23 protein-coding genes are annotated in these 22466 nt (G+C 72.8%); 16 read left to right on the top strand and 7 right to left on the bottom strand.

The annotated features are described in order from the left end of the window. Nucleotides 1-8 precede the first annotated feature (8 nt). Both ACRAKJ_RS32965 and ACRAKJ_RS32960 read left to right on the top strand, forming a co-directional pair. On the top strand, nucleotides 9-437 hold the full coding sequence (locus tag ACRAKJ_RS32965) for a deaminase (RefSeq protein ID WP_438926850.1): 429 nt from the start codon (nucleotides 9-11) through the stop codon (nucleotides 435-437). A gap of 58 nt (nucleotides 438-495) precedes the next feature. Continuing rightward, on the top strand, nucleotides 496-837 hold the full coding sequence (locus ACRAKJ_RS32960) for a hypothetical protein (RefSeq protein WP_447008777.1): 342 nt from the start codon (nucleotides 496-498) through the stop codon (nucleotides 835-837). Nucleotides 838-960: 123 nt separating this feature from the next. On the opposite strand, the gene ACRAKJ_RS32955 is transcribed toward ACRAKJ_RS32960, so the two are convergent. Both ACRAKJ_RS32955 and ACRAKJ_RS32950 read right to left on the bottom strand, forming a co-directional pair. Further along, nucleotides 961-1320, bottom strand: coding sequence for an anti-sigma factor antagonist (locus ACRAKJ_RS32955; RefSeq protein ID WP_438922561.1), 360 nt, complete (start codon nucleotides 1318-1320; stop codon nucleotides 961-963). A 56-nt stretch (nucleotides 1321-1376) separates the two neighbouring features. Beyond that, the gene (locus tag ACRAKJ_RS32950) at nucleotides 1377-2465 is read right to left on the bottom strand and encodes a glutamate--cysteine ligase (protein ID WP_438922562.1); all 1089 of its coding nucleotides are present in this window, start codon (nucleotides 2463-2465) and stop codon (nucleotides 1377-1379) included. A 90-nt stretch (nucleotides 2466-2555) separates the two neighbouring features. Here ACRAKJ_RS32950 and ACRAKJ_RS32945 point away from each other — a divergent pair, with 90 nt between their 5' ends. Then, a complete protein-coding gene (locus tag ACRAKJ_RS32945; protein WP_438922563.1) occupies nucleotides 2556-3527 on the top strand; it encodes a DNA topoisomerase IB in 972 nt (323 codons plus the stop codon). Nucleotides 3528-3994: 467 nt separating this feature from the next. Here the strand turns inward: ACRAKJ_RS32945 and ACRAKJ_RS32940 are convergent, their stop codons facing one another. The 4 genes from ACRAKJ_RS32940 to ACRAKJ_RS32925 form a co-directional block, all read right to left on the bottom strand. Next, the gene (locus ACRAKJ_RS32940; protein ID WP_438922564.1) at nucleotides 3995-4918 is read right to left on the bottom strand and encodes a baeRF2 domain-containing protein; all 924 of its coding nucleotides are present in this window, start codon (nucleotides 4916-4918) and stop codon (nucleotides 3995-3997) included. A 185-nt stretch (nucleotides 4919-5103) separates the two neighbouring features. Further along, nucleotides 5104-5484: a hypothetical protein gene (locus tag ACRAKJ_RS32935; protein ID WP_438922565.1), complete on the bottom strand. Its 381-nt coding sequence runs from the start codon at nucleotides 5482-5484 to the stop codon at nucleotides 5104-5106. A 46-nt stretch (nucleotides 5485-5530) separates the two neighbouring features. Beyond that, complete coding sequence (locus ACRAKJ_RS32930; protein ID WP_438922566.1) at nucleotides 5531-6259, bottom strand: SigB/SigF/SigG family RNA polymerase sigma factor; 729 nt, start codon at nucleotides 6257-6259, stop codon at nucleotides 5531-5533. Then, a complete protein-coding gene (locus ACRAKJ_RS32925) occupies nucleotides 6256-6615 on the bottom strand; it encodes an ATP-binding protein (RefSeq protein ID WP_438922567.1) in 360 nt (119 codons plus the stop codon). Before ACRAKJ_RS32925 ends, ACRAKJ_RS32930 begins: the two co-directional genes overlap by 4 nt. A gap of 225 nt (nucleotides 6616-6840) precedes the next feature. Here ACRAKJ_RS32925 and ACRAKJ_RS32920 point away from each other — a divergent pair, with 225 nt between their 5' ends. The 6 genes from ACRAKJ_RS32920 to ACRAKJ_RS32895 are packed head-to-tail and all read left to right on the top strand — an operon-like array spanning nucleotide 6841 to nucleotide 13608. Next, nucleotides 6841-7626 (top strand): ATP-binding cassette domain-containing protein, encoded by a 786-nt coding sequence (locus tag ACRAKJ_RS32920; protein ID WP_438922568.1) that lies wholly within the window; start codon nucleotides 6841-6843, stop codon nucleotides 7624-7626. Continuing rightward, nucleotides 7623-8411 carry an ATP-binding cassette domain-containing protein gene (locus tag ACRAKJ_RS32915; RefSeq protein ID WP_438922569.1) on the top strand — a complete coding sequence of 263 codons (789 nt, stop codon included), beginning with the start codon at nucleotides 7623-7625 and terminating at the stop codon, nucleotides 8409-8411. Before ACRAKJ_RS32920 ends, ACRAKJ_RS32915 begins: the two co-directional genes overlap by 4 nt. After that, nucleotides 8408-10309: an AMP-binding protein gene (locus ACRAKJ_RS32910; RefSeq protein WP_438922570.1), complete on the top strand. Its 1902-nt coding sequence runs from the start codon at nucleotides 8408-8410 to the stop codon at nucleotides 10307-10309. Before ACRAKJ_RS32915 ends, ACRAKJ_RS32910 begins: the two co-directional genes overlap by 4 nt. Then, nucleotides 10306-11193 carry an ABC transporter permease subunit gene (locus ACRAKJ_RS32905; protein WP_438922571.1) on the top strand — a complete coding sequence of 296 codons (888 nt, stop codon included), beginning with the start codon at nucleotides 10306-10308 and terminating at the stop codon, nucleotides 11191-11193. Before ACRAKJ_RS32910 ends, ACRAKJ_RS32905 begins: the two co-directional genes overlap by 4 nt. Then, nucleotides 11190-12290 (top strand): ABC transporter permease subunit, encoded by a 1101-nt coding sequence (locus ACRAKJ_RS32900; RefSeq protein WP_438922572.1) that lies wholly within the window; start codon nucleotides 11190-11192, stop codon nucleotides 12288-12290. Before ACRAKJ_RS32905 ends, ACRAKJ_RS32900 begins: the two co-directional genes overlap by 4 nt. A 25-nt stretch (nucleotides 12291-12315) precedes the next feature. After that, nucleotides 12316-13608, top strand: a complete 1293-nt coding sequence (locus ACRAKJ_RS32895; RefSeq protein ID WP_438922573.1) for an ABC transporter substrate-binding protein — start codon at nucleotides 12316-12318, stop codon at nucleotides 13606-13608. Between the two features lie 27 nt (nucleotides 13609-13635). On the opposite strand, the gene ACRAKJ_RS32890 is transcribed toward ACRAKJ_RS32895, so the two are convergent. Further along, nucleotides 13636-14301 (bottom strand): NPCBM/NEW2 domain-containing protein, encoded by a 666-nt coding sequence (locus ACRAKJ_RS32890; RefSeq protein ID WP_438922574.1) that lies wholly within the window; start codon nucleotides 14299-14301, stop codon nucleotides 13636-13638. 245 nt (nucleotides 14302-14546) lie between these two features. On the opposite strand from ACRAKJ_RS32890, the gene ACRAKJ_RS32885 reads away from it, so the two are divergent. The 7 genes from ACRAKJ_RS32885 (at nucleotide 14547) to ACRAKJ_RS32855 (ending at nucleotide 20980) form a co-directional block, all read left to right on the top strand. After that, complete coding sequence (locus ACRAKJ_RS32885) at nucleotides 14547-15155, top strand: DUF4255 domain-containing protein (protein WP_438922575.1); 609 nt, start codon at nucleotides 14547-14549, stop codon at nucleotides 15153-15155. Continuing rightward, nucleotides 15152-17155, top strand: a complete 2004-nt coding sequence (locus ACRAKJ_RS32880; protein ID WP_438922576.1) for an AAA family ATPase — start codon at nucleotides 15152-15154, stop codon at nucleotides 17153-17155. The genes ACRAKJ_RS32885 and ACRAKJ_RS32880 overlap by 4 nt, the downstream gene beginning before the upstream one ends. 217 nt (nucleotides 17156-17372) lie before the next feature. Next, nucleotides 17373-18107: an eCIS core domain-containing protein gene (locus tag ACRAKJ_RS32875; RefSeq protein WP_438922577.1), complete on the top strand. Its 735-nt coding sequence runs from the start codon at nucleotides 17373-17375 to the stop codon at nucleotides 18105-18107. A gap of 280 nt (nucleotides 18108-18387) precedes the next feature. Beyond that, on the top strand, nucleotides 18388-19911 hold the full coding sequence (locus tag ACRAKJ_RS32870; RefSeq protein WP_438922578.1) for a phage tail sheath subtilisin-like domain-containing protein: 1524 nt from the start codon (nucleotides 18388-18390) through the stop codon (nucleotides 19909-19911). A 12-nt stretch (nucleotides 19912-19923) separates the two neighbouring features. After that, complete coding sequence (locus ACRAKJ_RS32865; protein WP_438922579.1) at nucleotides 19924-20367, top strand: phage tail protein; 444 nt, start codon at nucleotides 19924-19926, stop codon at nucleotides 20365-20367. A gap of 5 nt (nucleotides 20368-20372) precedes the next feature. Continuing rightward, nucleotides 20373-20825: a hypothetical protein gene (locus tag ACRAKJ_RS32860; protein WP_438922580.1), complete on the top strand. Its 453-nt coding sequence runs from the start codon at nucleotides 20373-20375 to the stop codon at nucleotides 20823-20825. Then, the gene (locus ACRAKJ_RS32855) at nucleotides 20822-20980 is read left to right on the top strand and encodes a DUF6760 family protein (protein WP_106618461.1); all 159 of its coding nucleotides are present in this window, start codon (nucleotides 20822-20824) and stop codon (nucleotides 20978-20980) included. Before ACRAKJ_RS32860 ends, ACRAKJ_RS32855 begins: the two co-directional genes overlap by 4 nt. The last annotated feature ends 1486 nt before the right edge of the window (nucleotides 20981-22466 follow it).

The raw sequence follows: 22466 nt of genomic DNA, 5'->3' as shown, positions 1-22466 counted from the left end.
CGCACGAGATGCTGGCCGTGGCGGTGGCGGAAGCCCGCGCCGGGCTGGACGAGGGCGGTATCCCCATCGGCGCGGCGCTCTTCACCACGACGGGTGAACTGCTCGGCCGCGGGCACAACCGGCGGGTGCAGGACGGCGACGCCTCCACGCACGCCGAGACGGCCGCGTTCCGCGCCGCCGGCCGCCGGGCGTCCTACCGGGACACCGTCATGGTCACCACGCTGTCGCCCTGCTGGTACTGCTCCGGGCTCGTCCGCCAGTTCGGCATCCCCCACGTGGTGATCGGCGAGGCCCGAACGTTCCACGGCGGTCACGACTGGCTCGCCGCGAACGGGGTGCGCATCACCCTGCTGGACGACCCGGCGTGCGCGGGGATGATGGCGGACTTCATCGCCGCCCGTCCCGAGCTGTGGTTCGAGGACATCGGGCAGGGTTAACGGAGCGCGCCGCGCGCGGACACAATCCCGTCACGGGGCCGCGCAAACATCAGCGGGCATGGAACGTTGGCACGTCGAAGGCTCGCTGGTGCTGACCGAGGGCGCGGTCGCCGTGGAGGTGCCCGCCAGCTGGGGCGCCGAGGTCAGCCACCAACTCCGCTCCGCAGGGCCGCTCGGCCCGATCCTCGCGATCCCCGGCCCGCGCCTGCGCTGGCTCTTCCTCGCGAGACCCGACCCCGAACCGGCGCCGGGCCACGTGCTGCCGCCGGACGTGCGCTGCTGGCGCGGCCCGCGCAGCATCCCCGCCGTCGAGTCCCGCTGGGTGGTCGCACCGGAAGGCGCACTGCCCCCCGAGGGGGCCGTGCGCTGCGCCATCAGGACGGTCCGCCGCGCCCTGTGACGGGACGCGGGTGGTGCCCCGGGACACCGTCCCGGGGCACCACCCGGAGCACCGCGCCACAAAGGGGCGCCGCTCCCTCGCGGGAGCCGCGCCCTCCGTGTCCACGTCGCCCCGGAAACCGCCCTAGAAGCGGGCCAACGCCTCCTCGACCGAGCCGACCACGGTGAACACCGCGTCCAACCCGGTCGCCTGGATCGGCCGCACGGTCGCCCTGGTCGTGGCGACGAGCACCAGCGAGACTCCCAACGAGTCCGCCCGCTGGTTGCCCACCACCAGCGACTCCAACCCCGCCGAACCGAGGAACCGGACGCCGCCGAGGTCCACCACCACTCCTCGGGCGTTCTCGACCAGGTGCTCCTTCAGCGGTCGGGCCAGCTCGTCGGCGCTGCTCGTGTCCAACTCGCCGGACACGTGCAGCACCACAACGCCGTCCGCCGGCCTCTCGACCCGCACGGAAGCGAGCGTCGCCGCGGGATCTGGCACGCCGGTTCTCCTCTCACTCACCCGCCGCCGGTGCGGCGCGTACTTCACGGTAATACTCAACGGCCGTCGTCGACCGTCGCGGCCAGGACCAGGTCCACGAGTTCACGGGCGTCCGGTGACGCACCGAACGCGCGGCGTTGCCGCGCGGCACCGCTCCCGTGAGCGCGCAACCACTCCAGGTGATCCTCGACCAGTGACCGCGCACCCGCGTCACCGAGGGCAGTGTCACACCACCGCACCAACTCGGCCAGCAGGTCCCGGGCGGGCAGCAGCCTGCCGTCGCGCGGGTCGACGGCCAACCCGTCCACCCCGTCGCGCGACGCGCGCCAGTAAGCGGCCTTCAGCAGCAGGTCGTCCACCCGCTCCGCGTCGGCCGACTCGGCCGCGGTCCGGGCGAACGCCCTGATCAGCTCGGCGAGCACCACCGCCTCGCGGGCCGTCATCGGCACGTCGGTGACCCGGACCTCGACCGTCGGGTGCTGCTCGGACGGCCGGACGTCCCAGTAGACCATCCCCGTGTCGAGCAGCACCTCGGTCGCCTCCAGCGAGGCGACCAGCGCCTCGTACTCGGCGGCCGACCCCAGGTGCGGCGGCGGGCCGCTGATCGGCCAGCGCGACCACACGATCGAGCGCCAGCTCGCGTACCCGGTGTCCTCGGCCTGCTCGATCGGCGAGTTGGCGCTCAGCGCCAGCAGCGTCGGCAGCCACGGGCGCAGCGCGTTGCCCACCCGGATCGCCGTGTCCGCGTCCGGCACGCCCACGTGGACGTGCATCCCGCACACCCCGGAGCCGCCGATCATCTTGCGGTGCGAGTACTCCATCAACCGGTAGCGCGGGTCGTCCGTGCCCGGCGGGGGCCCGGCCGTGCCGATCGGGGGCACCGACGAGGCCATCAACCGGCACCCCGCGGCGTGCGCGGCCTTGGCCAGGTGGGTGCGGCCCAGCAGCACCTGCTCGAAGAGCTGCTCGGTGGTGTCGCACACCGGCGTCGCGACCTCGATCTGGAACGGCGTCAGCTCCCGCTGCACGTCCAACCGCGCCCCGGCGTGCTGCGCCACGGACTCGGCCAGCGGCACCGGTCGGCGCGATTCGGGGTCCACGAGCAGGAACTCCTGCTCGACCCCCACGGTCCACGGCGGTGTCATGACGGTCCACATACCCAATCGGGCGGGAATTCAACCCTCGTGTTTCGGGCCGTGACCGCCGGGAACACGCGCCGGGTGAGACCGCGCCTGGTGAGACTCCGCCGCAGCGACCCGTCGGCCCCGGGCTGGCGCCGCCGCCCGCGCGGCCGGGGGTTCAGCTACACCGATGCCGAGGGCAACCCCGTCGACGCGGAGTCCCGCGAGCGGATCGAGGCCCTCGTCATCCCGCCCGCCTGGCGCGACGTGTGGGTGTGCCCCCACCCGAACGGCCACATCCAGGCCGTCGGCACCGACGCGGCGGGGCGTCGCCAGTACCTCTACCACGAGCGCTGGCGGCAGGACCGCGACGAGGAGAAGCACGACCGGGTGCTGGCGCTGGCGCCCGCGCTGCCCGCGTTCCGGCAGGAGGTGCGGCAGGCGCTGGACGGCCGCGGCCGGACCCGCGAACGGGTGCTGGCGGTGGCGCTGGCCGTGCTCGACCAGGGCGTGTTCCGGGTCGGCGGCGAGACGTACGCCACGGACAACGGCACGCACGGCGTGGCGACGCTGCTGTGCTCGCACGTGTCGGTGCGGGGGAGGGTCGTCGACTTCTGCTACCCGGCGAAGGGCGGCATCCAGTTCACCACCGCCGTCGAGGACGCGGCGCTGGCGAAGGCGGTGCGGGCGCTGCTGCGCGGGCGGGAGGGGTCCGAGGAGCGGCTGCTGGTCGACGCGAACGGGTGGCAGGTCGGGTCGGACGACGTGAACCAGCGGTTCAAGGAGATGGTCGGGACGGAGTTCTCCGTCAAGGACATGAGGACGTGGCACGCGACCGTGCTGGCGGCGGCGGCGTTCGCCCGGGAGGGCAGGCCGGAGTCGCAGCGCGGGCGCAAGCGGGTGGAGGCGGCGGTCGCGCGGGAGGTGTCGGAGCACCTCGGCAACACGCCGGCCGTGGCGCGGAAGTCGTACATCGACCCGAGGGTCGTGCGGGCGTTCCACGACGGCGTGGTCATCCGGCCGCGGTCGGCGGAGCGCGAGGAGGTGGAGCGCGCCGTGCTGCGGCTGTTGAGGAAGAAGCGGTAGGGTCGGCGGGCTGTGAGTTTCAGGGCTGTGAGCGCGGGGCCTGAGTTTCAGGGCTGTGAGTTGCGGGGCTGTGAGCTGCGGTTACGGGCGGTGTGGGGACACGATCGGGTGATCATCGGCCCGAACATGTACGAAAACGCCGTTACCGTCATCGGTTGGAACATGAGGAAACCGGCCGACCACACCACCGTCGAACCACACGACCCGCGCAAGCCCCGCGGACCCCGCCGGAGCCGGCACCCCTGGCCCCGCCGCAGTCCCCGCAGCCGCCGAACCCGCTGACGACGACCCGCTGACGACGACCCGCCCGCCCCCCGCCCGGCTCGGGTGCCGGGGTGGTGGGAGCGGGCGGTGCGCGCGTGGTGCGTGGCGGTGGTGCGTGGTGCGCGGCGGTGGCGCGTGGCGGTGGGTAGGTAGCGGTGGTGCTCGCGGGGCCGGGCTGCTAGGAGCCCGACCGCCGCGCCGGGCTACTCGGAGAGCAGCGCCCCGACGTCCTCGTGCAGGCGGATCGCACCCCCGACCACCACGATCTCGGCCCCGGCGGCGATGGCCCGCAGCGGGAGGACCTCGTCGGCCCGGCCGCCGTCGACCTCGCGCGAGCCCACGAGGGTGTCGGTGACCAGCAGGGTCGAGACGCGGCCCGTGTCCAGGGCCCCGACCACGGCGTCCAGGCCGTGCACGGCCCGGCCGGTCAGGCGGCTCGACTCGTCGCGGAAGCGCTCGACCACCGCCCGTCGCGCGTCCTGGTTGGCGCGGCCCGCCAGGTGGAGGACCGCCTGGTCGGCCTGGCCCTCCATCTCGACCACCAGGTGGTGGTAGCGGGTGGGGAGGGCGACCCTCAGCGAGCGCCTGCCCGACAGCGGGCCGGCCAGGACGAGCAGCTGCGCGTCCAGGCGGTCGACCAGGGCGGTCGCCTCCTGGGTCACGTCGGCCACCTCGGTGGCGTCCAGGAAGCGGTCCGGGCGGCGGGCGCCGACCGAGGCCACCGCCACCGGTCGGCCGGTGGCGTCGACGCCGCGCAGGTCCGCGCCGTGCTCGTCCACCTGCACCACCACGTGCGGCAGCAGGGGTTCGGACAGGTCGATCAACGGCAGCACGTACGGCAGCCGGCCGGAGCGGGCGGTGTAGCCGGTGGGCGGGACCGGCACGTACCGGTCGACCAGCACCCGGCCGCCGCCGACCACCAGACCGCGACCGGCCAGGCCGCGCGGCGTCTCGCCGGACGTGATCGCGTTGTGCGCCAAGGCGACCAGGTACGCGTCGGCCCCCTGTGCCTGGAGCTGGTCGCGCATCGCCCGCCAGCGCAGGTCCACGTGCTCACCGACGTCCAGGAACACCGACACGAACGGCCCCTCGACGCCGATGACGCTGTTCAGGCTTTCCGTGTGCATCTGACCCTCCTGGCTTGTGGTCACCCAGGAGGTACCCCCAAGTTGCGCAGGGCAACCACTGCGACACCATCGCTCACACGCAGGTGTCGCAGTTCAGGACACGGAGGTGGGTACCTCCGCGGATGTGTGACGTCGTGGTGCGGGGGCGCGGCGGCGGGGCCAGGGGAGAAGCGGGAGAAGGGACGCTAAGGGCTGATCTTGTGCGCGCGGGCGGCTCGGCGGGCCTGCTGCTCGCACCACGCGCAGCTCTCCGCCACGGCCACCGCGGCGAAACCCACCAGCAGGTGCACGGCGTTGCCCGCGAACCCCGCGTCCACCGCCCCGCCGTCCTGCCCCACCCCGAACGCGAACACCACCAGGAACACCACGCCCAGCAGCGCCCCGATCGGCCGCACCGCCCTCGTGCTCGGCGCGCCCACCCCGACCAGCGCGCCGGTCGCCAGGTGCAGCACGCCGAGCGGCACGCGGCCGGTCAGCAGGTCGAACACGCCCCACAGGACGAGGAGCACGCCCAGGGTCAGGGCGGCGCGTTGGGGCCAGGCGAGGGTCAGCAGGCGAGCCACCACGGTGACCACCCCTTCCGGTGACGCCCCTCAGCGCTGCCGGGGCCCGCTAATCATCGAGCAAATCGCGCAGGCGGGCCAGCGATCGGCTCAACAACCGCGAGACGTGCATCTGCGAGACCCCGACGGAGTCGGCGATCTGGCTCTGCGTCATGTTCTGGAAGAACCGCAGCACGACGATCCGCCGCTCCCGCTTCGGCAGCCCCCGCAGCATCGGGTCGAGCGCGTGCTGGAGCTCGACGACCTCCAGCGCCGGGTCGTCGGACACCAGGCCCTCGGTGGTGGTCAGCTCGTCGTGCTCGTCGAGCGACAGCAGGTGGTACGCGGAGGTCGCGTGCAGCCCCTCGTACACCTCGTCCAGCTCGATCCCCAGGTGCCGGGCGACCTCGCTGGGCGTGGGGGTGCGGCCGACCCGGCGGGCCAGCTCGACCCGCGCGCCGTCGATGGCGGCGCACAGCTCCTTGAGCCGCCGCGGCACGCGCACCGCCCACCCCTGGTCGCGCAGGTACCGCCGCACCTCGCCGGTGATGGTGGGCACGGCGAACGCGAGGAAGTCGATGCCGCGCGTGACGTCGAACCGATCCACGGCGTTGATCAGCCCGACGGCCGCGACCTGGCGGAGGTCCTCCACCGACTCGCCGCGCTCGGCGAAGCGGTCGGCTATGTGCTCCGCCAACGGGAGGTGCTCGGTGACGAGCCGGTCGCGCACCTCCTGGTGCCTGCTCCCATCGGTCTTCGCCAACTCCTGGAACATCGGCTGGTAGTCCACCGCGTTCATGCCCGGCACCTCAACTCGACCAACAACCTGCCGTCCCCGTCCACCCAGGTGGCCACCGCGTCGGTCACGGAGCTGACGACCCGCCAGTACAACGAGTGGTGATCGGGAACGGTGACGGCCGATGACCGGACCTCTGCGTGAAACCGAACGGAATCACCGTCGCGGACGAACCGGCACCACAGCTCCGCGTGCGCCTGCGCCCGTGCGATGAGCGCCGTGCACGCCTCGTCGACGGCGATCACCAGGTCGATGGCCAGCGACGGCGTCGACCGGGCCATCGCGCCCGCGACGGCGCGCACGGTCGAGAGGTAGGCCGGCTTCGCCGCCATCCTGAGCTCCACGTCCGAGCCGTTCATGATGGCGAGCGCTCCCTCCCGACCCCCCGGGTCCGTCGCCGGGGGCATACCCGGCGACCAGGTGGGCTACACCCGTCCACACAGGACTGAGCAACAGAATCGAGAAAGCCGAACAGGCCGCGGTCGGGTTCATCACGGTTTGCGAACGGTGGTAGTTAACGCTGTGATCGGGGCCATACTGGCCGCCTCCCCGTCATCCCACGGAGGCATGCCACGGAGGCGCCGGTGCTCGAGGCGAACAACCTTGAGGTGGTCTACGACGACGTGATGCTGGTGCTCCGCGGCGTGAGCCTGCGGGTCCCGGAAGGGCGGATCGTCGCCCTCCTGGGCGCCAACGGCGCGGGCAAGACCACCCTGCTGCGGGCGCTGTCCGGCCTGCTCGACGTGCACGACGGCAAGGTCACCAGGGGCGAGGTCACGCTGGACGGCACGCCGATCCACCGGGCGCCGCCCGCGCGGATCGCGTCCCTGGGCGTGAAGCAGGCGCTGGAGGGCAGGCGCATCCTGGCCGAGCTGACCGTGGAGGAGAACCTCCGCGTCGGCGGGCACAGCAGACCGCGCGCGGTCAAGCGGAACCTGGAGCGCATGTACGCGCTGTTCCCCCGGTTGCGGGAGCGGCGCAAGCAGAGCGCGGGCTACCTGTCCGGCGGCGAGCAGCAGATGCTGTCGATCGGCCGGGCGCTCATGTCCGAGCCGCGCTACCTGCTGCTGGACGAGCCCAGCCTGGGCCTCGCCCCGCTCATGGTGCAGCAGATCCGCGACCTCATCGTGAAGATCAACGACGACGGCACGACCGTGCTGCTGGTCGAGCAGAACGCCACCATGGCGCTGTCCATCGCCGACCACGGCTACGTGCTGGAGACCGGCAGGGTCGTGATGGACAAGCCCGCCGCCGCGCTGCTGGCCGACGAGGACGTGCGCGAGTTCTACCTGGGCCTGCGCGCCGAGGGCGCGGTGCGGTCGTTCCGCGACGTGAAGCACTACAAGCGGCGGAAGCGGTGGTTGTCGTGAACCCCGTCCTGGAGATGACCGACGTGACGCTCGCGTTCGACGGCGTCACGGCCGTCGACGGCGTGTCGTTCCACGTCGACGCGGGCGAGCTGTTCGCGATCATCGGCCCGAACGGCGCGGGCAAGACGTCGATCTTCAACGTGCTGTCGGGCGTGTACCGGCCGGGGTCCGGCTCGGTGCGGTTCGAGGGCCGCGAGGTGCTCGGCACCCGGCCGCACCGGATCGCCGCGCTGGGCATCGCCCGGACGTTCCAGAACATCGAGCTGTTCGCCCACCTGACCGTGGTCGACAACCTCATGCTCGGCCGGCACAACCACATGCGCTACGGCGCGCTCGCCGCGTTCGCCTGGGTCGGCCGGGCCCGGCGCGAGGAGCTGGCGAACCGGGCCGCGGTGGAGCGGGTCGTCGACTTCCTCGAACTGGAGCAGTGGCGGCGGTTACCCGTCGGCCTGCTGCCCTACGGCGTGCAGAAGCGCGTCGAGCTGGGCCGGGCGCTGGCGATGGAGCCGAAGGTGCTGCTGCTCGACGAGCCCGTGGCGGGCATGAACGTCGAGGAGACCGAGGACATGGCCCGCTTCGTCAACGACGTCCGCGACGAGCTGGGCATCGCGATGGTCATGGTCGAGCACGACATGGGCCTGGTCATGGACCTCGCCGACCGGGTCATGGTGCTCGACTTCGGCAAGCCCATCCGCACCGGCACGCCCGCCGAGGTGCAGCGGGACCCGGACGTGGTGCGCGCCTACCTGGGCGAGGCGCACCGGAGCGCGGGAGGTGCGGCGTGACCGCGCCCACGACGGTCGTCACCCGCGTGCGCGACCGCGCGCACACCCACCCGGACGCGGTCGCGCTGCGCGCCAAGGACTTCGGCATCTGGCAGGAGGTCACCTGGTCGGCCTACTGGGAGCGGGTGGAGCTGGTCGGGCACGCCCTGCTGGCGCTCGGCGTCGACCCCGGCGACCGGGTCGCGGTCCACGCCGAGAACCGGCGCGAGTGGCTGTACGCCGACCTCGGCGCGGTCGCCGTGCGCGCGGTGACCGTCGGCCTGTACCCGACCAACCCGGCGAGCGAGGTCGCCTACCTGCTGTCGCACTCCGGCGCGCGGGTGCTGATCGCCGAGGACCAGGAGCAGGTCGACAAGGCGTTGGCCGTGCTCGACGCGCTGCCCGACCTGGAGCGCATCGTCTACCTGGAGCCGCGCGGCGTCCGGGGGCACTACGACAACCCGCTGCTGCTGCCCTGGGACGACTTCCTGGCCCTCGGCGCGGCGCACCGCGAGGAGCACCCGGACGCGGTGGACCGGCGGATGCGCCAGGTGGAGCAGGACGACGTCACGACGTTGATCTACACCTCCGGCACCACCGGGCCGCCCAAGGGCGCGATGCTGACCGTCGCCAACGTCGAGTTCGCGGTGAAGACCCTGGTCGAGGGCGGCGGGTTCACCTCGCCGCCGCCGTCGCCGCGCGACCTCACGCTGTCCTACCTGCCGCTGTGCCACGTCGCCGAGCGCATCTTCACCACCTGGTTCAGCGCCTCGGCCGGCATCCAGGTGCACTTCGCCGAGTCCATCGAGACGGTGCAGGCGAACCTGCGCGAGGTGCAGCCGACGATCCTGTTCGCGGTGCCCCGCATCTGGGAGAAGGTGCTGGCGTCGATCACGATCAGCGCGGCGAGCGCCACCCGGCTCAAGCGGGTCACGACCCGGTTCTGGCTGGGCGTGGCCGGCCGGCTCGGTGACGCGCTGGTCCGCAACGGCGGCCGGCACACGGCGGCGACGCGCGCGTGGTACGCCGTCGGCTGGGTCTTCTGCTACCGGGCGCTCAAGACGCGCATCGGGATGCGGCACGTCCGCTACGCCGCGTCCGGCGCCGCCCCCATCTCGCCGGAGGTGCTGCGGTTCTTCATGGGCATCGGCGTGCCGGTGCACGAGGTGTACGGGATGACCGAGAACAGCGCGATCGCCACCGGCAACCGGCCCGGCCGGGTCAAGGTCGGCACGGTCGGCGAACCGCAGCCCGGCGTGGAGCTGCGCATCGCCGACGACGGCGAGATCCAGACCCGGCACCCCGGCGTGTTCGCGGGCTACTGGCGCGACGAGGACGCCACCCGCCGCGCCACGACCGACGACGGCTGGCTGCGCACCGGCGACGTCGGCGAGTGGGTCGACGGCACGCACGTGCGCATCACCGACCGCATGAAGGACATCATCATCACCGCCGGCGGCAAGAACGTCGCCCCCTCCGAGGTCGAGAACGCGCTCAAGACCTCGCCGTACGTCAAGGAGGCGATCGTGCTCGGCGACCAGCGCCCGTACCTCGTGGCGCTCATCGGCATCGAGCACGACACCGTCGGCCACTGGGCCAGGCAGCGCAAGCTCGCCTACACCACCTACCGCGACCTCGCGGAGAAGGACGAGGTGCGGGAGTTGGTGCGGGGGATCGTGCTGGAGGTCAACGAGCGGTTCGCGTCCGTCGAGCAGGTCAAGAAGTTCCGGGTGCTGCCCAAGGAGCTCGACCACGAGGACGGCGAGCTGACCGCGACGCAGAAGGTGAAGCGGTCGGCGCTGGCCAAGGTCTACGGCGACCTCGTGGAGGACATGTACCTCGGCGGGACGGGCGCGGGCCGCACCGACGCGGGCCGCACCGACGCGGCGGGGCGCGCCGACGCAGGGGGGCGCTCGTGAGCGAGTTCCTCCAGTCCCTGGTCCGGGGCCTGGGCACGGGGTCGATCTACGCCCTGCTGGCCGTCGGGTTCGTGATCATCTACAAGTCGACGCGGGTGATCAGCTTCGCCCAGCCCGCGTTCATGCTCGCGGGCGCCGTGCTGGTCAGCTACCTGTCGGCGGACCTCGGGTTCTTCGTGGCCGTGCCGCTCGCCGCGCTGCTCATCGCCGTGCTGGCGCTGGGCGTGGAGCGGACCGTGCTGCGGCCCATGATCGGCAAGCCGGTGTTCGTGGTCGCCATCATCACCATCGGCGTGGACGTGGTGGTGCGCGTGGTCACCAACGCGTTCATCGGGCTCGACGTGCGCCAGGTCGGCGACCCGTGGGGCCTGGACACGGTGACGCTGCTCGGCGTGGACGTCCAGCAGCGGTACCTGGTGATGTTCGGGACCACCGTCCTCGTGGTGGGCGTGCTGTTCGCGTTCTTCCGCTTCTCCCGGGTCGGGCTGGCCATGCGCGCCGTCGCCCACGACCAGGAGGTCGCGCTGGCGCAGGGCATCTCGGTCGGGTCCGTGTTCGCCCTGTCCTGGGCCATCGCGGGCGGCCTGGCGGCGCTGGCCGGGGTGTTCGTCGCCACCGGCGCGGGCGTCGACCAGCAGCTGTGGATCGTGGCGCTCAAGGCCCTGCCCGCGATCATCCTCGGCGGCCTCGACTCGCTGGGCGGCGCGGTGGTCGGCGGGCTGGCCGTCGGCGTCGTCGAATCGCTCGTCGGCACCTACCAGGACGGCGCCGCGCCGTGGCTGGGACCGAACTTCGCGCTGGTCGCGCCGTACGTGCTGATGCTGGTCGTGCTGCTGGTGAAGCCCTACGGGCTGTTCGGCAGCCGGGAGGTGGAGCGCCTGTGAAGGGTCGTCCGGAGCTCTACACGTCCTACGCGCAGGACACCGCGTTCCTCAACACCCGGCCCAAGCGGGCGTGGACGGGGGCGCTGGTGGCGTTCGCGCTGCTCGTGCCGTTCCTGATCACCGACGACCTGCTGATGCTGCTCGCCACCGGGTTCGTCGCGGCCATCGGGGCGATCGGGCTCAACATCGTCACCGGCTACGCCGGGCAGGTGTCGCTGGGGCACGCGTTCTTCCTCGCCATCGGCGCCTACACCGGCGCGGCGCTGTCCGGCGACCCCGACGGGCGGGTCCTCGGGTTCGGCGTCACGTCGCTGCCCGTGTGGCTGCTGGCGTCCGGGTTGGTGGCGGGGCTCGCCGGGCTGGTCGTGGCGCCGCTGGCGGTGCGGCTGCGCGGGCTGTACCTGGCGATCGTCACGCTCGGGCTGGTGTTCCTCGGCGAGCACGTGTTCCGCGAGTGGACGTCGCTGACCGGCGGGCCGGGCGTGGGGCGGCCGGCGGCGGTGCCCGAGCTGTTCGGGGTGCGGCTGGACCGGCCCTCGGAGTTCTTCACCGGGCCGCAGCAGCTGTACCTGCTGATGTTCGTCCTCCTGGTGGTCTTCGCCGTGCTCGCCCGCAACCTGGTGCGGTCGCGGATCGGGCGGGCGTTCGCCGCGGTGCGCGACCGGGACCTCGCGGCGGCCGTCATCGGCGTCGACCTGTCCCGCTACAAGGCGCTGGCGTTCGCCGTGTCCTCCTTCTACGCCGGCGTGGCGGGCTCGCTGCTGTTCGTGGTCAACGGGTTCTTCGACCCCGGCTCGTTCGGCCTGCTGCTGTCCGTGCAGTACATCGCCATGGTGCTGATCGGCGGCGCGGGCACCATCTCGGGCGCGATCATGGGCGCCCTGTTCATCACGCTGCTGCCGCGCGTCACCCGGGAGCTGCCCGCGGTGCTGCCGTTCATCAGCTCCGACGCGACCGGCGCGGTCACCGTGTTCCAGGTCGAGGCGGTCCTCTACGGGCTGCTGATCGTGGTGTTCCTGATCGTCGAGCCGCGGGGCCTGTTCGGCATCTGGGTGCGCGTCCGCAACTACTGGCGCACCTGGCCTTTCTCGTACTGACCTCGTGTTGAAGGGTGGAGATGGGATGGCAAGGCACAGAGCGGTGCTCTCGCTGGTGTCGGTGGTGGCGCTGGCCGCCGTGGCCTGCCGCGGCGGCGACGGGGGAGAGGCCGTCGAGGGCAAGGGCGGCATCAAGGTCGACTTCGGGGTGACGTCCGAACCCTGCGAGGACACGGGCCACCCCGACCGCGGCTGCATCTACCTCGGCACGATCTCCGACCTCACCGAAGGGCCGTTCAAGACCCTGGCCGTGCCGATCACCGAGTCGCAGAAGGCGTTCTGGAAGCGCGTCAACGACCAGGGCGGCATCGGCGGCTACGACGTGGACGTCACCACCCACGTGGCGGACAACAAGTACAACCCGCAGATCCAGAACCAGGTGTACCAGGAGATGAAGGGCAAGATCCTGGCCATCACCCAGACCCTCGGCTCGCCGACGACCGCCGCGATCCTGCCCGACCTGGAGAACGCGCAGATGGTGAGCGTGCCCGCGTCGTGGACGTCGCTGTGGGGCCACGAGGAGGTCGTGCTGGAGTCCGGCGCGAACTACTGCGTGGAGTCGATGAACGCCGTCGACTACGCCGTCGACGAGCTGGGCGCGAAGAAGGTCATGGCCGTGCACCTGCCCGGCGACTACGGCGACGACGCCGCGGCGGGTGTGGAGATCGCCGCTGAGAAGCGAGGCGTGCAGTTCGCCGACGCGGTCACCCAGACCGGCCAGGACAACCAGGGCGGCGCGATCGACGCCGTGCTGGCCAACCAGCCGGACGTGGTCGTCCTGACCACCGGGCCGACCGACGCGGCCGTGATCATCGGCCAGACCGCGGCCCGCGGCTTCAAGGGGAAGTTCATCGGCACCTCGCCCACCTGGAACATGGGCCTGATGCAGAGCCCCGCCGCGCCCGCCATCAAGGCCCTGTACCTCCAGTCCGCGCCGTGGAAGTCCTGGGCCACCGACACCCCGGGCCACCGGGCGCTGCGCGAGGCGCTGCCGTCGGTCACCCCGAACGACGGCTACACCGCGGGCTGGGTCTGGGCCTACCCGCTGAAGGCGGCGCTGCAGAAGGCCGCCGAGAACAAGGACCTGACCCGCGCGGGCGTGCTGAACGCCGTGCGGCAGCTCGACTCCGTCGACTACGAGGGCATGCTGCCGCAGGGCGCGGGCAAGTTCACCGGCACGCCGGACGAGTCGACGTTCCGGCAGACGCTGATCTACAAGCCGGACGAGCAGGCGGCCACCGGCGTCGGCCTGGTCGAGGACTTCTTCACCGGCCCCACCGCGGAGGGCTTCACCTTCGACAAGCCCTGCTACCAGTAGTCCCCGCGTCGCCCGACCGGCCCGGCGTCACCCCGACGCCGGGCCGGCGCGCGTCAGCGACGGGTCCGCCCACACGCCGATGCGCTCCGGTCCCGGGCAGCCGCCGCCGTCGGCCGCGGTCGGTTCCACGCCGATGGTCAGCCGGCTCGCCCCGGTGACGACGACGTCCACCCGCTGCGGGGTCATGCCGACGTCCGGGACCTCGCCCACCCGCCGGCCGTCGGCCAGCACGTAGAAGTCGAGCGCCTTGGTGACCGGTGAGTCGTCCGAGATGGCGACCCGCGCGGTCAGTCGTTCGTATTCACCGCCGATCGCGAACTCCAATTGCGCCGAGGAGCACCACGCGCCGGTCGCGGAAATGGACTTTCGGTGCTCCACCCCGCTCACCCGCGCCGTCGCGACCTTCCACGGGCTTTCCGCGTACGCCTCGTCGATGGACGTGCTGCCGACGGGCGTCAGGTCGGCCAACCAGGTGGTGCCCGGCCCGGCGACGGGGTCCGGGACCGGCTCGGACGACGCGGTCACCGGCTCCACGACCGGGGGCGGCGGGAGTGCTGCCTGCGGGGACGGCGGGAAGAGGTCCCACCGGCCGATCACCACCCCCACCACCAGGACCGCCACCCCGGCGGCGGCCAGCCCCACCACCGTGCCGGTCCTGCGCGGGCGTGCTGTCCGTGAGTCCTGACCGTCCACGGGAACAATCCCTTTCAGGCGAAATACGTGAATGGTGTTCGCGCCAGTGCGACGTGGTCCAGGTGCGCGTCGCGGCACCATAGCACCGCACCATTCAAGATCGGCACGGATCGCCGCGAATTCGGCATTTCGCAATTACCGCATTATTGCGGCGCGCGTTCTGCCCTTCCGGGCAGTCGGCGCTGCCCGCAGGATCGCCGGCCCGCCGGTGCCGCGACCGGGGGCCTCCCGGTCATCGTGGGAGCGTGATCCACGAGGTCGACGAGGCGCTGCGGCGCATGGTGCGCGACGAGGCGTTGCGCGGCACGGACGTCGAGGTGGCGTTCGAGGCGCCCACCAAGGACTGGGCCGCGCGCCGCAACGCGCCCACCGTCAACGTCTACCTCTACGACATCCGCGAGGACCTGCGCCGGCGCCAGCGCGGCCTGCTCAACGAGTACGAGGCCGGTCAGGTCGTGTCCCGCCGCGCGCCGCCCCGGCACATCAAGCTGTCCTACCTGGTGACGGCGTGGACGCAGCGGTCCGAGGACGAGCACCGGCTGCTGTCGGAGCTGCTGTTCTCCTTCCTCGGGCACGAGGCGGTGCCCGCCGGGCTGCTCACCGGGTCGCTGCGGGACCTCGGGCTGCCCGTGCCGCTGACCGTGGCCCTGCCGCCGCCGGAGGACCGGGCGTTCGCCGACGTGTGGACCGCGCTGGGCGGCGAGCTGAAACCGTCGCTGGACGTCGTGGTCGCCGCACCCGTGGACGCGGGCCGCGTCGTCGCCGCCGGCCCGGCCGTCGAGGCGGGCGTCCGGCTCGCCGTGGGCGGCGACACCGTCGCCCACCGGCCGTCGATGCTGCGCAGGCGCGCGTGAACACCGACAGCCTGCCCCACCTGTTCGCCCGGCTCGCCGTGCTGGAGCGGCGCATCCGGGACGCCGTCGCCGCGCGCCGCGACACCGACCCCAACCCCGACGACCCGTTCCGCGGGCTGTACCTGTCCGACGAGGCGATCGACGCGCTGCTGGCGACCCGCCGCGAGCCGTTCGTGCCGTTCCAGGCGACGGCGGCGTCCGGCCGGCTGGGGCGGCTCGCCGACACCGCCGGGCTCACCGGCCTCGACGTGGAGCTGCTGCTGGTGGCGCTCGCGCCGGACGTGGACAGCCGGTTCGAGCAGTTCTACGGCTACCTCAACGACGACGTGACGCGCCGCCGCGCGACCGCGGGCCTGGCGCTGCGGCTGTGCGGGCTGCCCGAGGCGTCGGCGGCCGGCCGGGCGCGGCTCGACCCGTCGTCGCCGCTGCCCGCCGCCGGGCTGCTCGCCGTCGAGGACCGGGACCGGCCGTTCCTGTCCCGGTCGCTGCGCGTGCCCGACCGGGTGGTGAACCACCTGCTCGGCGACGACCGGTCGGACACGGCGCTCGCGGGCGTCGCGAAGGTCGTGGAGGAGGTCGACGGCAGCGTGGACGTCGGCCCGCTCGTGCGGGCGTTCCGCGCCCACGTTCGCCTCGCCTACCTGAGGGAACGACCGGGTGGCGGTGCGCGGGAGACGGCCGCGGCGGCGTTGCGGCACGCCGGGTTCGCCGTGCTGGAGGTCGACGCGACCCGGCTGCGCGCCGAACCCGACCGGCCGGCGCTGACCGCCGCCGTGCTGCGGGAGGCCGTGCTGCGCCGCGCGGGCGTCGTGCTCGGGCCCGTGGAGGACGAGGCACCGCCCGCCGACCTGGCGCACCCCGCCGTGCCGCTGGTCGTGTTCGGTCCCGGCGCGTGGGACCCGCGCTGGAACGCCGACCCGCCGCTGCTGCACGACGCCGCGCCGCTGCCCGTCGCCGTCCGCGCCGACCTGTGGCGGGCCCGCCTCGCCGGCCGCCTCGCGCCCGGTGTCGACCCGGCCGCCGCCACCGCCCACTTCGTGCTCGGCCCCGGCCAGATCGACCGCGCCGCCCGCGCCGCCTCGGTGTCCGCGCTGGTCGACGGCGGTGTCGTCACCACCGACCACCTGCGCGCGGGCGCCCGCAGCCAGAACGCGGCCGGCCTCCAGCGCCTGGCCCGGCGCATCGAGCCCGCCGTCGGCTGGGACGACCTCGTGCTGCCCGCGCCCGTGGTGGGCCTGCTGGGCGAGCTGGCGGCCCGCGCCCGGCACCGCGACCGGGTCCTCGACGAGTGGCGGATGCGGCCGGGCGGCGGGCGCGGGCGCGGCGTCACCGGCCTGTTCGCGGGCGACTCCGGCACCGGCAAGACGATGTCCGCCGAGGTCGTCGCCGCCTCCCTCGGCCTGGACCTCTACACGGTGAACCTGGCGACCGTCGTCGACAAGTACGTCGGCGAGACGGAGAAGAACCTGGAGCGGATCTTCACCGAGGCGTCCGGGGTGAACGGCGTGCTGCTGTTCGACGAGGCCGACGCGATCTTCGGCAAGCGGTCCGAGGTGCGCGACGCCCACGACCGGTACGCCAACATCGAGAGCGCCTACCTGCTCCAGCGGATGGAGACCTTCGACGGGATCGCCGTGCTGGCCACGAACCTGCGCGCGAACCTCGACGAGGCGTTCACCCGCAGGCTGGACGTGGTGGTGGACTTCCCGCTGCCCGACGAACCGCTGCGGCGGCTGCTGTGGGACCGCTGCCTCGGCGCGTCCGCGCCGCGCGCCGAGGTCGACCTGGGCTTCCTCGCCGCCGCGTTCGAGCTGGCCGGCGGGCACATCCGGTCGGCCGCGGTGACCGCCGCGTACCTGGCCGCCGAGTCCGGGCGGCCGGTGGGCATGGCCGAGGTGGTCGGCGCGGTGGCCCGCGAGTACCGCAAGCTCGGCCGGCTCGTCGGCGAGCGCGAGTTCGGCCGCTACCTGGGGATGGCGGCGGAGGGGGCGACCAGGTGAGCGTCACGCGCGGGCACCGCGCCCGCGAGGGCGTCGAGTTCCGCCGCCGCCGGCGCCGTCAGCGCCGCCGACGCGCGCGCCGGCGAGGCCCGCCGCACCGTCCGCTACCGGGGCTGCCGTGAGCTGCGCGTCCGGGCGGCGAGCGCTGCCCCCGCGGTCCTGTCCGGGGCCGCGCGGGAGGGGCACGATGGGAGCGGTACCCCCGAGGGGAGGCGACATGCACGGCCACGAGCACGAGCTGTCCGGCGAGGGCGCGTCCCGCCCCCGGGGCGACCGCGCCGAGCGCGACGACCACGACCTGATGGGCCGCGCCGCCGCGGCCGGGCGACCGGACGTGCTGGGGCCGGCCGGGATGCTGGGCCTCCAGCGGGTCGTCGGCAACGCGGGCGCCGCCACCGTGGTCGACGAGTCGCCCGTGCACGCCGTGGTGAACTCCGCCGGCGCGCCCCTCGACACCGGCGTGCGCGAGGACATGGAGACCCGGTTCGGCCACGACTTCGGCGACGTCCGCGTGCACACCGACGGCGCGGCGCACGACTCCGCGAAGTCCGTCAACGCCCAGGCCTACACGGTCGGCTCGGACATCGTGTTCCAGCGCGACCGCTACGACCCCGGCTCCCCCGAGGGGCAGCACGTGCTCGCGCACGAGCTGACCCACGTCGTGCAGCAGCGCGGCGGACCCGTGGACGGCACCGACGCGGGCGGCGGCGTGCGGATCAGCGACCCGTCCGACCGCTTCGAGCGCGAGGCGAGCGCCACCGCCGACCGCGTCATGGCCGACCGCGCCGCGGCCGAGCCCGCGCCCGCCCCCGCGCCGGCGGCGCAGCGGGTCACCGAGCCCGTCCTCCAACGGGACGAGGCCCCGGAGGAGGAAGGGGAGCAGGCGGCGGCGCAGACCTGCGTCGCGCCGCCGTCCGTGCAACGGGACGAGGACGAGGCCGAACCCGAGTAGACCCCGCCCCCGCCCCCCGCCCCCCGCCCCCGACCCACGACGCCGGCCACGCCCACGCGGCGCGGTCGGCGTCGCGCTGTCCCCGCGCCCGCGCCCGTGCCCGTGTCCGTGCTGTGCCCGGTCGTGGTGGTCGCGGGCCTGCCGGCTGCACGTTCGGGCAGCGATCGGCACACCCCCACACAGCCGGGCGACCGTTCCGGGCACCGCCGGACCGCGAGCACCATCGTCACCACGGCCGATCCGGTCCGGTTCCCGCACGACAGCACTTGGGAGGCAACGGATGCCCACCTATCTCTCGCCGGGGGTGTACGTCGAGGAGGTGGAGGCCGGCGCCCGGCCCATCGAGGGCGTGGGCACCGCCGTCGCCGCCTTCGTCGGGTTCGCCGCCCGAGGCCCGTTCAACACGCCGACGCTCGTGTCCAACTGGGCCCGGTACACGCAGGTGTTCGGCGACTTCGTCGAGGACTGCTACCTGGCGCAGTCGGTGTACGGCTACTTCCTCAACGGCGGCACCAACTGCTACGTCGTCCGCATCGGCGGGGAGAGGACGAGCGCGAACGGCGCGCCGCCCGGGGGCGCGCAGGCCGCGCTCGGCGCGTACCGGGTGACGCCGAAGAAGGAGCTGGGCGCGGCCGAGATCACCGTCGAGGTCGCCGACCCCACCGGCGAGAACCCGCCCGACGACCGGTTCACGCTGCTGGTCAAGCAGAACGGCAAGGTCGTCGAGACGCACAACGTGACCACCAAGCGCACCAAGGAGAACGTCGTCACCGTCGTGCAGGAGAAGTCGAACCTGATCACGGTCGAGGAGACGCAGTCCACCGCCCCCGCCCGGCCCGACAAGGGCAGCGTGACGCTGGAGGAACCGCCGGCCGCCGCGCCCGTGCCGCGCAGGATCGCCGCCGACGACTACGTGGGCGACGTCGCCGACCGCACCGGGTTCGGCGGCCTGGAAGCCGTCGAGGAGATCACCGTGGTCGCGGTGCCCGACCTGATGTCGAGCTACCAGCGCGGCGCGATCACGCTGGAGTCGGTCAAGGCCGTGCAGCTCGCGGTGATCGCCCACTGCGAGCTGATGGGCAACCGCCTCGCCCTGCTCGACCCGCCGCCCGGCCTGACCCCGCGGCAGGTCAAGGACTGGCGCCTCGACGACGCGGGCTACGACTCCAAGTACGCCGCCCTGTACTACCCGTGGGTCAAGGTCTTCGACCCGGCGAGCGACGACCACCTGCACATCCCGCCCAGCGGGCACGTGGCGGGCGTGTGGGCGCGCACCGACGGCACGCGCGGCGTGCACAAGGCCCCCGCCAACGAGGTCGTCCGCGGCGCGGTGGCGCTGGAAACCCAGCTGACCAAGGCCGAGCAGGAGCTGCTCAACCCGATCGGCGTCAACTGCGTGCGCTCGTTCCCCGGCCGCGGCATCCGCGTGTGGGGCGCGCGCACCCTGTCGTCCGACCCGGCGTGGCGCTACCTGAACGTGCGGCGGCTGTTCAACTACCTGGAGGAGTCCATCCTCACCGGCACCCAGTGGGTCGTGTTCGAACCGAACGACGACGCCCTGTGGGCCCGCATCCGGCGCACCATCAGCGCGTTCCTGGTCACCGAGTGGCGCAAGGGCGCCCTGTTCGGGCTCACCCCGGACGAGGCGTTCTACGTCAAGTGCGACCGGGAGACCAACCCGGCCGAGTCGATCGACCTCGGCCAGGTCGTCTGCGAGGTGGGCATCGCACCGGTGAAGCCCGCCGAGTTCGTGATCTTCCGCCTGGCGCAGGTCTCCGGCGGCACCAGCCTGGTCAACGAGTAAAGGCGGTTCGTGATGGCACTTCCCGACCTCGACACGTCCGTCGGCCACTCGTTCGGCCTCGAAGTCGACGGCGTCGCGATCAAGCAGATCAACGAGGTGTCCGGCCTCAAGATGGAGCAGGACGTCATCGAGCTCAAGCAGAACACCGCGGACGGCAAGTACGTCATCAAGAAGCTCCCCGGCCGGCCGAAGGCGGGCGAGGTCACCCTCACCCGCGGCCTCACCGGCGACAACAGCTTCGAGAAGTGGGTGAAGGACGCGCACTTCGGGAAGATGGCCAGCGCCCGCAAGGGCGGCGCGATCATCGTCTACGACTACGAGGGCCAGGCGATCAAGCGGTACAAGCTGACCAACGCGTGGCCCAAGTCGCTGGAGATCGGGTCGCTGAAGGCGGGCGACACCAGCGTGCTCACCGAGAAGCTCGTCGTCACCTACGAGATGATGGAAGTCGAGTAGACGCCGTGCGCAGGGTGATGGCTCCCGGTCCCGGTCCCGGTCCTGTTCCCGTTGGCGCCGCACCGCCGCCCCCCTCCCCGGTGGAGGCGATGCGGACGGAGTTCGCGTTCGAGCTGCCGCGCGGGTACGTGGACGACGCGGGCGTCGTGCACCGGTCGGGCGTGATGCGCCTGGCCACCGCGCGGGACGAGCTGGTGCCGCTGCGCGACGACCGGGTGCGCGAGAACGCGGCGTACCTGACCGTCGTGCTGCTGGCGCGGGTGGTCGTGCGCATCGGGTCGGTGACCGACGTGCACGCGGGCGTCGTGGAGAACCTGTTCGCCTCGGACCTCGCGTTCCTCCAGGACGTGTACCGGCGGGTCAACAGCGAAGGCCACACCCGTGCCGCGGTGGCCTGCCCCGAGTGCGGGCACGGGTTCGGCGTGGACGTCGCGGGTGGTCGCCTGGGGGGATCGTGACGTACGCGGCAGACCGGCTGCACGAGGAGGTCGCGTACGTGGCGTACCACTTCCACTGGTCGTGGGACTCGATCCTCGACCTCGAACACCCCGACCGGTTGCGGTACGTGGCCGAGATCGCCCGTATCAACACGAGGATCAGCCAAGGGCGGTGAGGGCTCATGTGGCCGTGGCGAAGGACTCCGGTTCCCCCGGCGCCGCCGGTTCGGCCGGTTTCGCCGGTGCTCCCGGTGCACCGGGCGGAGTGGCGTGCGCTGCCGCCGATCCAGCGCGTGCTGCCGGAGCACCCGTTGGTGAACCCGGTGGAGCGGTTCACGTCGTCGCTGACGTCGTGGCACTCCCCGTCCTACCTGGCGCCGCTCGTCCACCGGGTGTCGGCGGACGAACCGTCGGGCGTGATCGGCGGACTGGTGCAACGCGTGGTCGAGGACCGCGCGGTCCCGTCGGCGGACATGCCCCTGGCCCGCCGACAGGCGACAAAGCCGAAGCGCTCGCTGTCACGATTGTTCAGAGCAGGAATCGTTCAACAATCCCCACCCTCCTCGCCCCCCGACCGCCTCACCCCCGAGAACCCCACCGAAGACACCGCCGCGCCGGACACCATTCCCGCCGCGCCGGACACCATTCCCGCCGCGCCGGACACCATTCCCGCCGCGCCGGACACCATTCCCGTCGCGCCGGACATCACCCCCGCCGCTCGGATGAGTTCCGCCGGCGTTCCGAAGAATCCGTCGACTCTCCCGGTCAGCAGACTGGCCGACCCTCCCGCCGCACTTCCCGGCGCATCGGCCGAAAGCACAGCGGACACTCCCGTTCCCACGCCTGCGCCGACCGAAGTGTCGAGCGGGCACCCAGTCACCGTGCCGCCTCCCACTCCTGCCGAACCCCGGGTTGAGGCACCTCCCGAGGTGAGCGGATCGGTGGAGGAGGTCGCACCGAAACCCCTTGCCGCTGCCGGGCGTCCGACCGGCCTGGGTGCTCCGATCGTGCCGTCGAGGGCGCGTGGCGAGGTGACCGGTACGGCGGTCGGCAATCCGGCTTCGGTTTCAGCGGTCCAACGGCACGTCAAGGAAACCAGTGCCGCGCGGCCCGCGACCCGCGATCTCCCGCCGGTCGATCAGCCCCCAGTGCGCGGAGAAGCTCCAAGCGAAATGACCGCGAGTGAACAGCCTGTGGGGGAGAGGACTGCAAGCGAGGAGGTGGAGGAGGAAATGGCTGTGGGTGAAATGGCGACTGTGGGTGAAATGGCGATGGGCGTGGTGCAGCGACACATCGACCTCACCTTGGACTCCGGTTCCAGCTCCGGCCTCGCCTCCGACGACAGCCCCAACCCCACTCCCGACCTCGCTCCCAGCCCCACTTCCAGCCCCAGCCCCACTTCCAGCCCCAGCCCCACTTCCAGCTCCAGCCTCGCCTCCAGTGCCGGCTCCAGAACTGGTTCCGGCCTTGCCTCCGATCCTGGCCCCAGCCTGAGCCCCGCCTCCGGCCCCAGCCCTGCCTCTAGCCCCAGCCTCACTCTCAGCCCTGCGCCTGCGCCTAGCCTCGATCTCAGTCCCAGCCCCGGTCTCAACTCCGGGCTCGGTTCCGGCTTCGCCCCCGACCCCGACCCCGACCCTGGCTCCGGCTCTGTTCCCAGCCCCG

The sequence above is a fragment of the Saccharothrix sp. DSM 118769 genome (genome assembly GCF_052936295.1).
Note: the sequence above shows the minus strand (reverse complement) of the source record. Positions and strands in the feature narration are given on the sequence as shown.

Excerpts from the sequence above, each read along its gene's own strand:
- ACRAKJ_RS32965 (WP_438926850.1), top strand. The coding sequence starts at position 9 with ATGCTGGCCGTGGCGGTGGCGGAAGCCCGCGCCGGGCTGGACGAGGGC.
- ACRAKJ_RS32960 (WP_447008777.1), top strand. The coding sequence starts at position 496 with ATGGAACGTTGGCACGTCGAAGGCTCGCTGGTGCTGACCGAGGGCGCG.
- ACRAKJ_RS32950 (WP_438922562.1), bottom strand. The coding sequence starts at position 2,465 with ATGACACCGCCGTGGACCGTGGGGGTCGAGCAGGAGTTCCTGCTCGTG.
- ACRAKJ_RS32940 (WP_438922564.1), bottom strand. The coding sequence starts at position 4,918 with ATGCACACGGAAAGCCTGAACAGCGTCATCGGCGTCGAGGGGCCGTTC.
- ACRAKJ_RS32930 (WP_438922566.1), bottom strand. The coding sequence starts at position 6,259 with ATGAACGCGGTGGACTACCAGCCGATGTTCCAGGAGTTGGCGAAGACC.
- ACRAKJ_RS32925 (WP_438922567.1), bottom strand. The coding sequence starts at position 6,615 with ATGAACGGCTCGGACGTGGAGCTCAGGATGGCGGCGAAGCCGGCCTAC.
- ACRAKJ_RS32895 (WP_438922573.1), top strand. The coding sequence starts at position 12,316 with ATGGCAAGGCACAGAGCGGTGCTCTCGCTGGTGTCGGTGGTGGCGCTG.
- ACRAKJ_RS32875 (WP_438922577.1), top strand. The coding sequence starts at position 17,373 with ATGCACGGCCACGAGCACGAGCTGTCCGGCGAGGGCGCGTCCCGCCCC.
- ACRAKJ_RS32870 (WP_438922578.1), top strand. The coding sequence starts at position 18,388 with ATGCCCACCTATCTCTCGCCGGGGGTGTACGTCGAGGAGGTGGAGGCC.
- ACRAKJ_RS32865 (WP_438922579.1), top strand. The coding sequence starts at position 19,924 with ATGGCACTTCCCGACCTCGACACGTCCGTCGGCCACTCGTTCGGCCTC.